This is a genomic window from Candidatus Tectomicrobia bacterium (assembly GCA_016192135.1).
Classification (GTDB): domain Bacteria; phylum UBA8248; class UBA8248; order UBA8248; family UBA8248; genus 2-12-FULL-69-37.
This window is the reverse complement of the sequence record JACPUR010000027.1, coordinates 12,954-26,449: the sequence shown is the minus strand read 5'-3', so window position 1 is coordinate 26,449 and position 13,496 is coordinate 12,954. Positions and strand designations below refer to the sequence as shown.

Here is a 13,496-nt window from a genome sequence, read left to right as displayed (position 1 = left end):
TCCCGGGCCGGTCCGCGCCCGCGGGAAGCCGTTTGCGCCCGCCGGCCGGGGGCAACATTATAGTCGGCGGGAGGGGGCGGCGGAAGCGCGCGGGGAGGGAATCCATGACCGGGGAACCCGAGCGCGGCGCGGATGGCGGCATCGTCCCGAAGACGCCTCCGGGCCTCCGCCTGCGGCCCATGCGGCGGGAGGACGTGCCCGCCGTCCTCTCCATCGAGCGGCTCTCCTTCACCCTGCCTTGGTCCGAAACCACCTTTCTCCGCGAGCTGGAGAAGGTCTCCCTCTCGCACCTCCTGGTCGTGGAGGGCCCCGCCCCCGGAGGCGGGGGGGCGGACCCCCTCCTGGGCTATGCCTGCTGGTGGGAGGTGACGGACGAGTGCCACATCACCGACTTCGCCGTGGCCCCCTCGGCCCGGCGGCGCGGGGTGGGGGATTTCCTCCTGAACGGGCTCCTGGAGGACGCCCGCCGCCGCGGGGCGGTCCGGGCCACCCTGGAGGTCCGCGTGAGCAACGAGGCCGCCATCTCGCTCTACGAGAAGTGGGGTTTCAGCGCCATCGCCATGCGCCAGCGCTACTACCCCGACAACGACGAGGACGCCCTGGTCATGTGGAAGGACCCTTTGTGAGGGATGTTTCTCGGTCTATCCTTGTCATTCCGAGCGCAGCGAGGAATCTTCGTGAGCTGCACCGTAGATTCCTCGGTCGCCCTCTTTCCGGGTCCCCAGGCGGCGGGCCGCCTGGGCAGGCTCCCTCGGAATGACACCGTTTGACCGTTCTTCAAATTTGTCCACTACCGAAATGCCAGCGCTCCGCCCCCCGCCCCGATGTGATATAGTGGCTCTCGGTTGAGCGACCCGCCCGCCCGGGTGTTCCCATGGCTCCTCTTCCGGTCCCCGACATCGTCCTGCTGGCGTTCTTCGCGGTGTTCTTCCTGCGCGGGCTCTTCCGGGGTACCCTGCGCGAGCTCTCGAACCTCCTCGCGTGGGCCCTGGGCCTCTTCGCCGCCGCGCGCTTCAGCGGCGTGGCCGAGACGGAGCTGAAGCCCTACCTCGGGGCCGGCTCCCCGTGGCTGGGCCCGGTCACGGTCTTCTTGACCTTCCTCGCGGTGTGGGTTGGGGTGAACCTCGGCGGGCGCTTCCTCTCCTTCATCGTCCGCTCGGGCTCCCTGGGGCCCGCGGACCGGCTGGGCGGCGGACTCCTGGGGGCGGTCAAGGCGGTCTTCCTCGCGGCCGCCGCGCTGGCCCTCGTCGAGGTCTACGCCCCGGAGCGCCTCCCGGGCCGCGACGCCGGGACGCGCATCCTCCCCTACGTCCAGGACCTGGCGGCGCGCCTGCGGCGCACGGCCCCCTCCTCCGGCGAGCTTTTGAAGGCCCCCGGCCCCGCGCCCGTCTCCGAGACGCAGCCCCTCAAGCGGTGATTCGCCCAAATCCTGACGGTGAAATTTCGTAGGGGCGGTTCGCGAACCGCCCCCACGGGTGGCACATGCGTGGGTTTGGTTAGGACGATGCCCGCTCGGGAATGCCCGGGCGCGCCTGGCCGGCGATCTGGGCCTGCTGGGGCGGGAGGATACCCGGCCCGCCGGCGGGGCCGCTCGCGGGCCGGGGCTTGGGCGAAGAGGCCTCGGCCAGATCGAGCAGCAGCCCCGCCACCGCGAGCGCGAACCGCACGATCAGATACAGCAGCGCGGCCTGGGCCGCGGCCGGGACGGCCGCCTCCAAGAGAACCTTGAATTGTTCCCAGAACAGGGCGAACACGCGTCCCCCGCGTCTGAGGGGTGAGCTCCGCAATCGCTTTTTCCGTGCGGGAGAACGTTACCCTGTTACGCGGCGGGGCTCAAGCCCTTTCTTGCCGCCCCGGCCGGAGGCCCTCCAGCAGGCGGGATGGTGCCGGATGGGAACTTTTCCCACGCTTTCCAGGTAGCTTTTGGCGATCTCGGGCCCCATGAAGCGGAATTCCTCCCGGAAGATGGCCTGGAGGGCCCCGAGGTCCGGGGGCAGGGCCTCCAGCCAGCGGGCGAAGGAGCCGTGGCCCCTGGAGAGGGCGATGAACCTTTGGGCGTTCTCGATGGTGGCCTCGATCTTCAGGCGGTTGCGCACGATGCCCGCGTCCCCGAGGAGGCGCCGGACGTCCCGCCCCGTGAACGCGGCTACTTTCTTCAGGGAGAAACGCGCGAAGGCTTTCCGGAAGGCGGCCCGCTTGTGGAGGATGGTCCGCCAGGAGAGCCCCGCCTGGAAGATTTCCAGGGAGAGCCGCTCGAGATGGGCGGCGTCCGAGGCGATGGGGATTCCCCACTCCTCGTCGTGATACCGGGCGAGGAGCGGGTCACCATCCGCCCAGGGGCAGCGGGGGAGGGGGCGGGCGCCCTCTCCCCTCACACCGGCCACTCTTCCATCCTCCAGCTCATGTCCCAGAAGAGGTATTCGTACCGGGTGCCGGCGAGGAAGTGGGCGCGCATCCGCTCCCGCTCGGCGGGGCCGGCCTCGGCGGCGGCCCGATCCAGTATTTCGCGCAGCCACGCCGCGAGCCGGCCGAACTCCTCCGAGGCGTACATCCCGATCCACTCGGCGTAGAGGGGGGCGCCCTTGGGCGCGCCGCGCGCGGCGAGCTCTTGGCCGATCAGGGCGTAGTCCCACTGGCAGGGGAGCATGGCGGCGGCGGCCTCGCCGAAGGTGCCCGAGTACGCCGCCTCCAGGAGATAATTCGTGTAAGCCCGGCAGGCCGGGGCGGGGCGGGTGGCCTCCAGTTCCTCGTTCGGGATGCCGAACTTGGCCGCGAAGCCCCGGTGGAGGTCCATCTCGGTGCTCAAGGTGGCGTTCAGGAGATCGGCGAAGCGGCCCATCTCGTCGAGCCTTGGGGCCTTGGCCGCGGCCAGGGCGATGACCCGGCTGTACTCGATGAGGAAGAAATAATCCTGGCACATGTAGAAGCGGAAACGCTCGATGGGCAGGGTGCCGTCCCCGATGCCCCGGACGAAGGGATGGGCGTGGATGGCCTTCCAGAGGGGCTCCGCCTCCCGGCGCAGGGTTTCGCTGAAGGGCTCCGCCACGGCGATCTCAGAGGTTGTCGAGGATCTTCTTCGAGCGGCCCTTCTCCAGCGTCTCCTTGAAGGAATCGCCCATGTCGAGGCCGAGCTGCTGGGCGCGCTTCTGGGCCCAGAGGCCGATGTTGCGGTCGTCCTTGTAGAAGGTGCTGTCCGTGGGCTTGGCGGGGTCGAAGTCCGCCAGCCGCTGCCCCTCGGTCTTGTGGGTGGCGAAGCGGGACATCACCTTGCGAAGCTTCTTGGCCCCGCAGCTCCGGCAGGCGAGCTTGGCCCGGTCCGAGGGCTTCAGCACCAGGTGGCCCGAGATGAACCCGCACGCCTTGCACTCGTACTCGAAGATCGGCATCGCTCCTATCCTTCCTCCGACGTTTCCATGATGGCGCCCAGGGCGCGCATCCGCTCGCAGAAATCCGGGAACGTGATCCGCATCGCCTCGGCCGTGTCCACCTCCACCCCATTGGGGGCGGCCAGGCCCGCCACGGCGGCGGCCATGACGACGCGGTGGTCGCCGAAGCCGCGCGCGCGGCCTCCCTTCAGGCCCCCGCCCCGGACGATGAGGCCGTCGGGCAGCTCCTCCGCCCCGCCTCCCAGGCTCTCGACCACCTCGCGCATGGCGGCGATGCGGTCCGTCTCCTTGATGCGGGCCTGGGGCACGTTCAACAGGCGCGTCTCCCCTTCGGCGAAGGCCCCCAGCACCGCCATGACCGGGAGGAGGTCGGGGGTGGCGTTCAGGTCGAACTCCCCGCCGCGCAGGGCCCGGCCGCGCACCCGGATGGCCCTGCCTTCGGCGCGCACCTCGGCGCCCATCTCCCTCGCCATGTCCAGCACGGCCTTATCGCCCTGGGGGTCGTCCATGTCGAGGCCCTCGAGGACGACGTCCCCGCCCGGGAGCGCCCCGGCGGCCACCAGGAAGGCGGCCGAGCTGAAATCGGCGGGCACCTCCCGGTCGAAGCCCCCGAGGGACTGCCCGCCCGGCACCCGGAAGCGCTCATAGCCCTCGCGCTCGTAGCGGAGCCCCAGCTTGTCCAGCCACCAGCAGGTCATGTCCACGTAGGGGCGCTCGTTCAGCCTGATCGGCTCGATCTCGGTGTCGCCCTCCCCGAAGGGCGCGTTCACGAGGAGGCTCGAGGTGAACTGGCTCGTGGTGCCCTCCACCTGGGTGCGGCCCCCCTTCCAGCGCCCCCCGACGACGGCCGGGAGGCGGCCGTCGCCGTTCTCGGAGCGGGCGCGGGCGCCCAGGTTCGAGAGGGCCTGGAGGAGGGGGCCCATCGGGCGCTTGCGGGTCTGGGCGTCCCCGTCGAAGCGGGCCTGGCCCTCGGCGAGGAGGGCCGCCGTGCCCAGGCCGAGCCGGCAGCTCGTGCCGGAGTTCCCCACGTCCACCAGGCAGCGCGGCGCCTCGGGCGCTCCGCCGAAGCCCTGCACGCGCCAATCGCCCGGCCCGAGCGCGATCTCCGCCCCCAGGGCCCGGTAGACGGAGACGGCCGAGGCGCTGTCCTCCGATTCGAGCGGGTTGCGGATGCGGCTCTTCCCCGAGGCGAGCGACGCGAAGGCCACCGCCCGGATGGAGTGGGACTTGGACCCCGGGACGCCGCTGCGCCCCTTCGCGGAGGAGGGCCGGACGCGGAGGATCATGGGAGAAGATGCCCCTTCTGAGCGCCGCTCATTCGCCGCTCAAGTACCTGCCCAGCCGGTCGCGCGAATGCTCGTCGTCGTGACAGTAGGCGCAGAGGTTCTCCCAGTTGCTGCCATCCAGGGGATTGTTGCGCGGGTTGCCGTCCCGGTGATGGACGGTGAGCAGGTGCAGGTTCGTCTCGTCGAACTCACGCGCGCACTTGGCGCAGATCCACCCGTGGATCTCGAGGGAGCGCCGGCGGTAGTCCGCCGCGTTCCGGCCGATGGCCGCCTGGGCCTTCAGGCGCAGGGCCGCCTCCTTGGCGCTCCCGGCGGGGGCGGCCGGGGGCTTGGGGGGCTGGGCCTTTCTCTTGTGTCCGAAGCGCGTCCTCGCCATCCGGGGCCTCCTGCCCGCGATCCTACCAAAACCCTCCCGGCGGCGGAAGGAGAGGCCTCCGTTGATGGGCGATCCGGGCGGGTGCTAGCATGGGCGCGGACAAGACGGAGAGAGGAGTCCGCGTTGCGCCGGTGGATGGGTGTCGCCCTGCTTCTAGTCCTGCTCCTCCCCGCTGCCGGCCTCGCCGGGCTCTACGGCATCCGGGCCGCGGAAACCTACGACCCCTTCTGCACTTCCTGTCATCTTCAGGACCACCAGGACTACCTGGACGACGGGCGGCGGGAGAAGCGGGCGATCCGAAGCCTGGGCGGCTGGCACCTCTCCTCCGGCAAGGCACGCTGCATCTCCTGCCACGGGGAGGATGGTGTCGCCGGCATGATCCGCACCACCCTCCTCGCCGCCGGCGACACCTGGCGGTTCGTCATCGGCGACTACGAGGTGCCCGCCCGGGTGTTCCACCCCATCCAGGACAAGGACTGCCTCAAGTGCCACCCGGATGAGCGCATCCTCAAGCTCCCGGCCGAGGCCTTCCACGGGATCAGCGACCACGCCGAGCTCAAGGCGTCCTGCGTCCAGTGCCACAGCGGCCACAAGACGGGCGGGAGGCGGGAGAAGGTCTTCATCGTCCCGGCGTTCGCCCAGCCTCGGTGCGACGCCTGCCACAAGGACCTGAAGCAGAAGGTCCGGGCGGGGGAGATGAGGTTCGTCCCCGCGCCGGCCAGCTCCGGAGGCGCCTTCTTGCCCGCGCGCCCGGACAAGAGACCGTGACCGCTCCCGCAGATACAACGGTGGTGACTCCATGCGTAGGGGCGACCGGCCGGTCGCCCCTGCGGACGCAATCGGCAATAGATCAGGTCAGCCCTCCTCGAAAGATGGAATAGGAGCGAAATCCCCTGCGCTTTTTCCTGCTGGTCGGAGCGGTCACCTTCCTCTGGGGCCTGAGCTTTCCCGTGGCCAAGATCGGGCTGCGGGGGATGGAGCCCTTCACCTTCCTCTGGCTGCGGAGCCTCGCCTCCGCCTTGACCGTGTTCGCCTGGATACTCTGGCGGCGCGGGCCCCTCCTCCCGCCGCGGGGAAACCCCGATTTCTGGTGGAACACGGCGCTCCACAACCTGAACTTCCTGATCTTCTACCACGCGGTGCAGTACACGACGGCCGGGCGCGCCTCGCTCTTCCTCTACATCCAGCCCATCCTGCTCACGGCCTTCGCCGCCTATTTCCTGCCCGAGGAGCGCATCGGGCGCCGGGCCGTCCTGGGCTTCGCGGCCTCGGCGGCGGGGCTCGTCCTCCTGTTCAGCGACAAGCTCTCCTCCGGCGGGGGCTCGACCTGGCTGGGAGACGCCCTCACTCTCCTGGCGGCGGTGGTGTGGTCCTCCCAGTCGCTCTTCCTCAAGGTCCGCCTCAAGGGGGTGGACCCTTTCCGCATCACGGCCTGGACCCAGCTCATGGCGGTGCTGCCCTTCCTGCTGCTGGCGGTGTGGTGGGGCCGGTGGTGGCCCGATTTCACCGACCCTGACGTCCTCACCGGCGTCCTCTACAGCGGGATGGTGGGGACCGGGCTCGCGATGGTGCTCTGGGTGCGGCTCCTGGCCGAGTACCCGGCGGGGCGGGTGAGCTCCTTCATGTTCCTTTGTCCGGTGTTCGGGGTGTTCCTGGGGGCGCTCCTCCTGGCCGAGACGCTGAGCGCGCTCATGCTGGCCGGGGCGGCGCTCGTGGCGGCGGGCATCTACCTGGTGAACTCGAAGAAGAAGAGGGCCGGGGAGGCCCGGGAGGCCATTCCCCATCCCGTCCCGAGGGCCTGAGGGGGCCCCTCAGCGGGCCGCCAGCAGGCGGAGAGAGCCCGCCAGGGCGATGGCCAGGATGGCGAGGTTGAAGCCCCGCCGCGGGAGCCGGTCGTGGGTCCAGGCCCCGGTCCGCATCCCCAGCCAGAGGAAAGGGATGCCCGCCGCGCCCGCCCAGAGGGTGTCCCCCGTGATCACGCTGGTCTGCCAGTAGGCGAGGAGCTTGACCGGGTTCACGAAGAAATAGAGCGCCCAGAGGGTGGCGAGGAGCATGGTCTTCGAGAGGTTCTGGGAGTGGAGGAAGAGGGCGAGCACCACCGCGCCGCTGTTCGCCAGGGCCGAAGAGAGGCCGCTCAGCCCCCCGATCACGGTCCCCAGCCACAGGGGGAAGCGGGGCGGCGCGGGCGGGCGGCGCGCGAGCTCCGCGTAGAGCTGGTTCAGCGCGAAGATCAGGCACAGGACGCCGATGACTACCCGGAGCCGGCCCTCCGGCAGCCGGGCCACCAGCCAGGTTCCCCCCAGGATGCCCGCCACCGCCCCCGGGAACACCAGCCAGGTGGTGCGCCGGTCCCACTTGTTCCACATGGCCCGCGTCATGGCGGTCGAGGTCAGGAAGCTCGTGAAGGCGATGAGCCCCAGCGAGAATCGGGCCGAGAAGGCGAGGGTGAGGAGGGGAGTGAGGGCGATTCCGACCCCCGAGCCGAAGGTGCGGATCAAGAAGCCGCTCCCGAAGGCGGCGGCGAAGATGATTCCCCATTCGAGCGGCGTATAGGCGTGCAACCGGTCACTCCACGGGCAGGCGCGCGGCGGCCGCGGCCGAGAGCGCGAGGATGGCCAGATTGTTGGCGCGCTGGGGCGCCCATTCCAGGACGCGCTTGCCCAGCCCGGCCACCGCCACGGGCAGCCGGAGAGCGGGACCGGGCGCCAATTCGCTACTCCGCCAGGAGCTTCACGGCGGCCGCGGCGGCGAGGACGAGCACGCCGAGGTTGTAGGCCTTCTGGGGCGCCCACTCCAGGGCGCGCTTCCCGGCCCACACCCCGGCGAAGGTGAGCGGCGCGGCGAGGAGGCAGGCCAGGAACATCTGGAGGTTCACGATTCCGCCCACCCAGTAGGAGGTGAGCTTCACGGGGTTCATGAGGATCCAGACGGCGATGACCGTGGCCACGAGCGGAACCTTGGTCACCCCCTGGCTCAGGAGGTAGAGGTTGAGGATGAGGCCCCCCGAGTGGAAGAGCGTGCTCATGGTGCCCCCGGCGAGGCCGATGCCCACCCCCATCCAGGAATTGAGGCGGGGCGGGGCGAGCTCCCGCCCGAACTCCCGCACGGCCTGCAGCCCGGCAAAGACGAGGCAGAGCGCCCCCAGGCCCTTCCGGATCCAGAAATCTGGGAGCTGGACCAGGAGGTACGCCCCCAGGATGATCCCGAAGAAGAAGCCGGGCAGGACCAGCTTCACCAGGCGGCCGTCCCACCGCTTCCAGAAATACTTGAGGGCGAGGTAGTCCGAGAGCCACATCTGGACGGCGATGATGCCGAAGACGAAGCGCGTCGGCCAGACGAACACCATCACCGGGACGAGCAGGAGCCCGATGGCGAGGCCGAGGGTGGCCTTGAAGAACCCCACGAAGAAGGCGGCGACGGCGATGGCGAGCGCATCGAAGGGTGCGAGCGGCACGCGGGGCCCTTTCTGGAGGACGGGACAGCCGAAAGGGCCGGAACCCCGGGCTCAGGCCGGGAAGATAAGCCCCGGGCCCGGGCGGCGCAAGCCGGAGAGGGGTTTTTCATGCCCGAATAGCGGCCTTCCCGCCCGATCCCGGCACGGGGGTCGGAATCGCTTGAACTGGCGGGGGGCCTCTTGTACGATTTGCCGTCCGCCCCGCCGGACCGCAGGAGGCTGGTGACATCGAGACTTCGCAGAAGGATTTCGGACCCGGTCCTGCGCCGGCGGCCGTCGCCTCCCTATGATGAAAATCCCCTTCGTCGATCTTCACCCCCAATACCTGGACGTGAAGCAGCGGGTGGATGAGTCGCTCGCCCGCATCATCGCCTCCTCCTCGTTCGTCGGGGGCAATTTCGTCAAGGAATTCGAGGCCGCCCTTGCCCAGGAGGAGGGGAAGCGGTTCGCCGTCGGGGTGAAGAGCGGCACCGCCGCCCTCCAGCTCGTCTTCGAGGGGCTCGGGCTGCCTCCCGGCGCCGAGATCGTCACCACCACCCTCACCGCCGTGCCCACGGTGGAGGCCATCGTCAGGGCGGGGTTCAAGCCCGTCCTGTGCGACATCGACCCCCGCACCTACCAGATTTCCGCCGCCGCCGTGGAGGCCGCCGTGACGCCCCGGACGGCAGTGCTCCTGCCGGTCCACCTCTACGGGTTCCCCGCCCCCCTGCGGGAAATCTCCGCGCTCGCCGCCCGCAAGGGGCTCATCCTCGCCGAGGACGTGGCCCAGGCGCAGGGGGCCTCGCTGGACGGGAAAAGGGTGGGCACCTGGGGGGAGGCCGCCTGCTTCTCTTTCTACCCCTCGAAGTGCCTGGGCGGGTTCGGGGACAGCGGCGCAGCCGCCACCGACCGGGAAGAGCTCGCCTCGCGGGTGAGGGCGCTCTCGAACCACGGGCGCCTGGAGAAGTTCACGCACGAGACGGTGGGGGTGAACGAACGGATCGATCCCATCCAGGCGGCCGTGCTCTCGGCCAAGCTGCCCCGCCTGAAGGAGTGGAACGCCATGCGCCGACGCGCGGCCCAGTGGTATCTCGAAGGGCTGGCGGGGGTGGGGGACGTCGTCCTTCCCGAGCCTCCCCGGGGCGCGGAGCCGGTGTGGCATCTGTTCGTGATCCGCACCGCCCGGCGCGAGGCGCTCGCCAAGCACCTCGCGGAGAACGGGGTCCAGACGGGGTTGCACTATCCCGTCCCCGTGCACCTCCATCCGGCCTACGCTTCTTTGGGATACGCCCGGGGCGCCTTCCCCGAGGCGGAGGCGGCCTGCGACGCCATCCTCTCCCTGCCGATCTTCCCGCACCTGACCGAGACGCAGGCCGCTTACGTGATCGAGCAGGTTTCCGCCTTCTTCGGGGCGGGCTCCCGCGCCGCCTCGGCGGCGGCCGGCCGCGGCCGAACCGACTGAGATGGCCGGAGGCCCGGCTCCCGGCGCACCCGCCCGCCCCGTCCCGGCCTGGATTCCGCTGGCGCTTCTCGCCATCCCCGTCCTCCTCGTCTGGATCAACCTGGGCGGCGGGGCCGCGAAGCTTCCCGTCGAGGCGCGCAGCCGGGAGATCATCCAAACGATGGCGCGGACGGGGGATTGGCTCGTCCCCCGGGTGGACGGCAAGCCCTTCCTCTCGAAGCCCCCCCTCTACCATTGGATCGGCGCGATTTCGGCCCGCATCCGCGGGGAGGCGGACTGGTGGAGCGCCCGGGTGCCCTCGGCCATCGGAGCGATGGTCATGCTGGCTGTCACCGTTGCCTGGGGGACGGCGCTGGGCGGCCCGGCCCTGGGGGGCCTGGCGGGGCTCCTGACGGGGATGATGGCGCTCTTCCTCATCATGGCCCGGAGGGGCTCGCCCGACATGGCCTTTTCCGCGGCGTGCGTGGCCGCCTTATACCTATTCGAGCGGCTCTGGCATGGCCGGCGCAGGAACCTTCTCCCGGCGTTCGGCCTCTCGCTGGCGCTGGCGGCGCTGGCCAAGGGCACCACCCTGCTCCCGGTGGTGGGGATCCCCGCCGCCCTGGCCCTGACGCTCCGCCGGGGCTGGGGTAGGGTCTTCCGGCGGGAGGTGCTGATGTGGCTGGCCGCGGCCGCCCTGGCGGGGGGCTCGTGGTATCTCCTGGTCTTCGTCCAGATGCCCAAGGAGGCAATCCACTGGGCCCTCCTGGAGGGCCTCCAGCCGGTGGGCGTCGAGGTGGTGGGCCATACGGGCCGGCACTTCCGCGCGTTCTGGTACTACCTCTACCGGATTTGGGACATCGCCATCCCGGTGAGCGTCCTGCTGCCCCTCACCGCCAGGCACGTCTGGCGGGCGGGGCGCTGGCGCGGGAGGGGGGGATGGGCCTTCGTCGTCTGGACCTTTGTCGTAGTCCTCGTCTTTTTCTCCGTCCTCCCGGCCAAGCAGCCCCACTACCTGCTCCCGGTCCTGCCCCTGCTGGGGCTGATGGCGGCGGACGCCCTGCTGGCCCACATCGATGATCCGCCCGGAAGCCTTGGGGAGAAATTCCTGACGTCCTCCCAGGCCGTCCTGCTGGTCCTCCTGGCCGCGGGGACGCTCTTGGGGCTGGGCTTCACGCTGTTCATCGCGCCGTCGTGGCTCGCCGGGCTGAGCGTGCTGGGAGGGGTGGGCGCGCTTGTGCTCACCGGCCGCGGATGGATGGCCAGGCGGCGGCGGGAGGCGTGGCTGGGGGCGGTGGCGGCCGCGGGCTGCCTGGGGCTCCTCTACTTCGGCGCCTTCGAGGAGTGGAAGTCCCTGGACCGCCAGGCGGACAGGGCCGAGGCGCAGTCCCAGGCGCCCGAGAAGCCGGCGGCCCCCATTCCTCCCGGTGGGGGCGCAAAAAAGCCATGAAGGGACTCGAACCGCGCGGCTCGCTCAGCGTGGTCATTCCCTGCCACAACGAGGAAGGGAACGTGGAGGCCCTCTGGGCCGAGCTGCGTCCCGTGCTCGAGGGCATCGGCCGGGAGTGGGAAGTCGTCTTCGTGAACGACGCCTCGACGGACGGAACCCTGGCCAGGCTGCGGCAGTTGGAGAGGGACAACCCGGGCATCCGGGTCGTCGAGCACCCCCGCAACCTGGGGGAGAGCGCCGCCCAGCTCAGTGGCTTCGCCGCCGCCCGGGGCGAGATCGTCGCCACCATGGACGCCGATCTCCAGAACGACCCGGCGGATCTCCCCCGCCTCATCGAGGCCCTCGGGGAGGCCGGGGCGGTTTGCGGCGTCCGGCCCAAGCGGGCCGACACCCGCCTCAAGCAGTTCTCCACCTGGGCCGCCAACGGCTTCCGGAACTGGATGCTCAAGGACGGCATCCTGGACGCGGGGTGCACCTACCGGGTCTTCCGCCGGAAGGCCCTGGCCCAGCTCATCCCCTTCCGGGGACTGCACCGCTTCCTCCCGACCCTCCTCCAGACCCACGGATGGGAGGTGCGCCAGATCGAGGTGGCCGACCGCCCCCGGAAGGCCGGGGTGTCCAAGTACGGCTTCGGGAACCGCGTGTTCGTCGGACTCGTCGACACGCTGGCCGTCCTTTGGTATCAACGGAGGCACATTCCGCCCCCCCCGGGGTGAGGAGCGTCCGCTCTCTCCACGGACCAGGGGGGGCACCTTGGGAGAGAGCGATGTTCCTGGGTTTCGACTTCGGTCCTTGGGAAGTGTTCGGCCTCATGGGGAACCTGTGCTTCGGCAGCCGCTTCATCATCCAATGGATTCACAGCGAGCGGGTGGGGAGGAGCGAGGTGCCCGTCGTCTTCTGGTATCTGAGCCTGGCGGGCTCGATCATCCTGCTCATCTACTTCTTCCAGCGCCGGAGCATCATCGGCGTGCTGGCCTATCTCCCCAATTTCATCCCCTACATCCGGAACCTCATGCTCATCGCCAAGGAGAAGCGCGGAAACCTCCCCTCCGGTCCCACCCACGCCTAGGATGAGCCGCATGCCCGTTTCCTCCCCCGAACCCGCCGGCTACGCCGTCCTCGGCTGCGGCCTGATGGGGGGCCGCCACGCCGAGGTGATCTCCTGCCTGGAGGGGGCGGAGCTTCGCTGCGCCTACGACTCCGACCCGGCGCGGCGCGACGAGGTCTGCCGGCGGTTCGGCTGCCGGCCGGCCGCCTCGGCGGAGGACGCCGTGGCCGATCCCGGGGTCCGGGCCGTGCTGGTGGCGGCGCCCTCCTTCCTCCACGCGCCCATGGCCCTGATGGCGGCCCGGGCGGGCAAGCACGTCCTCCTGGAGAAGCCCCTGGCGAACGACACGGCCTCAGGCCGGGAGGTAATCGGCCGCTGCCGGGAGGCCGGGGTGGCCCTCTCCGTCGTCTCGCAGAAGCGCTTCGACCCGGGAGCGATGCAGCTCAAGGCGGCGCTGGACGCCGGGCTGCTGGGGCGGGTGTTCCTGGCCGAGGTGTCGATCAACTACTACCGGGACGAGAACTACTTCCTCCAGGCCCCCTGGCGGGCCTCCCGGGCGGAGTCGGGGGGCGGGGTGCTGATGAACCAGGGCATCCACTACATCGACCTGCTCATGTGGTGCCTGGGGCCGGTGGCGGAGGTCCGGGGGGCGATCGGCACGGTCCGGGAGGGCTATCAGGAGGAGGACGTGGCGGCCGCCCTGCTGGAGCTCGAGTGCGGCGCGCTGGCCACACTCACCGCCTCGACCGTGGCCTACCCCGGCTTCCCCGAGACCCTCACCCTCTACGGCTCGGAGGGCACCTGCACCATCGCCGAGGGGAAAGGGGTCGTCCGCTGGGAGCACAAGGGCAAGGCGCCCCTCCCGGCCCCGCCCGCCGAGCCCCCGCCGCCGGAGGAGCTCCCCCCCAAGCTCCACTCCATGTACCGCAACCACCGGGACTTCCTCGGGGCCTTCCGCGTGGGTCGGCCCCCGGCCGTCCGGCCCGAGGAGGCGCTGGCGGTGGTGGCCCTGATCGAAAAACTTTATGTGGACGCGCGGCCCGGATAGGAGTAATTAGGGCTAATAGATAGAGGCT

18 protein-coding genes are annotated in these 13,496 nt (G+C 70.5%); 9 read left to right on the top strand and 9 right to left on the bottom strand.

The genetic code is table 11. The features are described 5' to 3' along the window. The first annotated feature begins 104 nt into the window (after positions 1 to 104). On the top strand, positions 105 to 626 hold the full coding sequence (gene rimI, locus HYZ11_12045) for a ribosomal protein S18-alanine N-acetyltransferase (GenBank protein MBI3128329.1): 522 nt from the start codon (positions 105 to 107) through the stop codon (positions 624 to 626). Between the two features lie 248 nt (positions 627 to 874). Further along, on the top strand, positions 875 to 1,417 hold the full coding sequence (locus HYZ11_12040; GenBank protein ID MBI3128328.1) for a CvpA family protein: 543 nt from the start codon (positions 875 to 877) through the stop codon (positions 1,415 to 1,417). A gap of 79 nt (positions 1,418 to 1,496) precedes the next feature. On the opposite strand, the gene HYZ11_12035 is transcribed toward HYZ11_12040, so the two are convergent. From HYZ11_12035 to HYZ11_12010, 6 genes are read right to left on the bottom strand one after another with little or no spacing between them, the layout of a single operon-like run. Further along, complete coding sequence (locus HYZ11_12035; protein MBI3128327.1) at positions 1,497 to 1,754, bottom strand: hypothetical protein; 258 nt, start codon at positions 1,752 to 1,754, stop codon at positions 1,497 to 1,499. Positions 1,755 to 1,811: 57 nt separating this feature from the next. Beyond that, a complete protein-coding gene (locus HYZ11_12030; GenBank protein ID MBI3128326.1) occupies positions 1,812 to 2,399 on the bottom strand; it encodes a DNA-3-methyladenine glycosylase I in 588 nt (195 codons plus the stop codon). Continuing rightward, the gene (gene tenA, locus HYZ11_12025; GenBank protein MBI3128325.1) at positions 2,372 to 3,046 is read right to left on the bottom strand and encodes a thiaminase II; all 675 of its coding nucleotides are present in this window, start codon (positions 3,044 to 3,046) and stop codon (positions 2,372 to 2,374) included. Before tenA ends, HYZ11_12030 begins: the two co-directional genes overlap by 28 nt. A gap of 7 nt (positions 3,047 to 3,053) precedes the next feature. Next, a complete protein-coding gene (locus HYZ11_12020) occupies positions 3,054 to 3,386 on the bottom strand; it encodes a zinc ribbon domain-containing protein (GenBank protein MBI3128324.1) in 333 nt (110 codons plus the stop codon). A 5-nt stretch (positions 3,387 to 3,391) separates the two neighbouring features. Continuing rightward, positions 3,392 to 4,672 carry a 3-phosphoshikimate 1-carboxyvinyltransferase gene (aroA, locus tag HYZ11_12015; GenBank protein MBI3128323.1) on the bottom strand — a complete coding sequence of 427 codons (1,281 nt, stop codon included), beginning with the start codon at positions 4,670 to 4,672 and terminating at the stop codon, positions 3,392 to 3,394. Between the two features lie 28 nt (positions 4,673 to 4,700). Continuing rightward, complete coding sequence (locus HYZ11_12010) at positions 4,701 to 5,048, bottom strand: HNH nuclease family protein (GenBank protein ID MBI3128322.1); 348 nt, start codon at positions 5,046 to 5,048, stop codon at positions 4,701 to 4,703. Positions 5,049 to 5,171: 123 nt separating this feature from the next. On the opposite strand from HYZ11_12010, the gene HYZ11_12005 reads away from it, so the two are divergent. Then, on the top strand, positions 5,172 to 5,816 hold the full coding sequence (locus HYZ11_12005; protein MBI3128321.1) for a NapC/NirT family cytochrome c: 645 nt from the start codon (positions 5,172 to 5,174) through the stop codon (positions 5,814 to 5,816). Positions 5,817 to 5,998: 182 nt separating this feature from the next. Continuing rightward, the gene (locus tag HYZ11_12000; GenBank protein MBI3128320.1) at positions 5,999 to 6,850 is read left to right on the top strand and encodes a DMT family transporter; all 852 of its coding nucleotides are present in this window, start codon (positions 5,999 to 6,001) and stop codon (positions 6,848 to 6,850) included. 9 nt (positions 6,851 to 6,859) lie between these two features. On the opposite strand, the gene HYZ11_11995 is transcribed toward HYZ11_12000, so the two are convergent. Genes HYZ11_11995 through HYZ11_11985 form a run of 3 tightly spaced genes read right to left on the bottom strand, consistent with a single transcriptional unit; the run spans position 6,860 to position 8,502 of the window. Beyond that, complete coding sequence (locus HYZ11_11995; GenBank protein MBI3128319.1) at positions 6,860 to 7,609, bottom strand: sulfite exporter TauE/SafE family protein; 750 nt, start codon at positions 7,607 to 7,609, stop codon at positions 6,860 to 6,862. Positions 7,610 to 7,613: 4 nt separating this feature from the next. Continuing rightward, on the bottom strand, positions 7,614 to 7,757 hold the full coding sequence (locus tag HYZ11_11990; GenBank protein ID MBI3128318.1) for a hypothetical protein: 144 nt from the start codon (positions 7,755 to 7,757) through the stop codon (positions 7,614 to 7,616). Positions 7,758 to 7,761: 4 nt separating this feature from the next. Next, positions 7,762 to 8,502 carry a sulfite exporter TauE/SafE family protein gene (locus tag HYZ11_11985; GenBank protein MBI3128317.1) on the bottom strand — a complete coding sequence of 247 codons (741 nt, stop codon included), beginning with the start codon at positions 8,500 to 8,502 and terminating at the stop codon, positions 7,762 to 7,764. Positions 8,503 to 8,788: 286 nt separating this feature from the next. Between HYZ11_11985 and HYZ11_11980 the strand changes: the two genes are divergently transcribed. The 5 genes from HYZ11_11980 to HYZ11_11960 are packed head-to-tail and all read left to right on the top strand — an operon-like array spanning position 8,789 to position 13,468. Beyond that, positions 8,789 to 9,943: a DegT/DnrJ/EryC1/StrS family aminotransferase gene (locus HYZ11_11980; protein ID MBI3128316.1), complete on the top strand. Its 1,155-nt coding sequence runs from the start codon at positions 8,789 to 8,791 to the stop codon at positions 9,941 to 9,943. A gap of 1 nt (position 9,944) precedes the next feature. Next, positions 9,945 to 11,372: a glycosyltransferase family 39 protein gene (locus tag HYZ11_11975; GenBank protein ID MBI3128315.1), complete on the top strand. Its 1,428-nt coding sequence runs from the start codon at positions 9,945 to 9,947 to the stop codon at positions 11,370 to 11,372. Then, complete coding sequence (locus HYZ11_11970) at positions 11,369 to 12,088, top strand: glycosyltransferase family 2 protein (protein ID MBI3128314.1); 720 nt, start codon at positions 11,369 to 11,371, stop codon at positions 12,086 to 12,088. Before HYZ11_11975 ends, HYZ11_11970 begins: the two co-directional genes overlap by 4 nt. Positions 12,089 to 12,138: 50 nt before the next feature. Beyond that, complete coding sequence (locus HYZ11_11965) at positions 12,139 to 12,441, top strand: lipid-A-disaccharide synthase N-terminal domain-containing protein (GenBank protein MBI3128313.1); 303 nt, start codon at positions 12,139 to 12,141, stop codon at positions 12,439 to 12,441. Between the two features lie 10 nt (positions 12,442 to 12,451). After that, positions 12,452 to 13,468, top strand: a complete 1,017-nt coding sequence (locus tag HYZ11_11960; protein ID MBI3128312.1) for a Gfo/Idh/MocA family oxidoreductase — start codon at positions 12,452 to 12,454, stop codon at positions 13,466 to 13,468. The last annotated feature ends 28 nt before the right edge of the window (positions 13,469 to 13,496 follow it).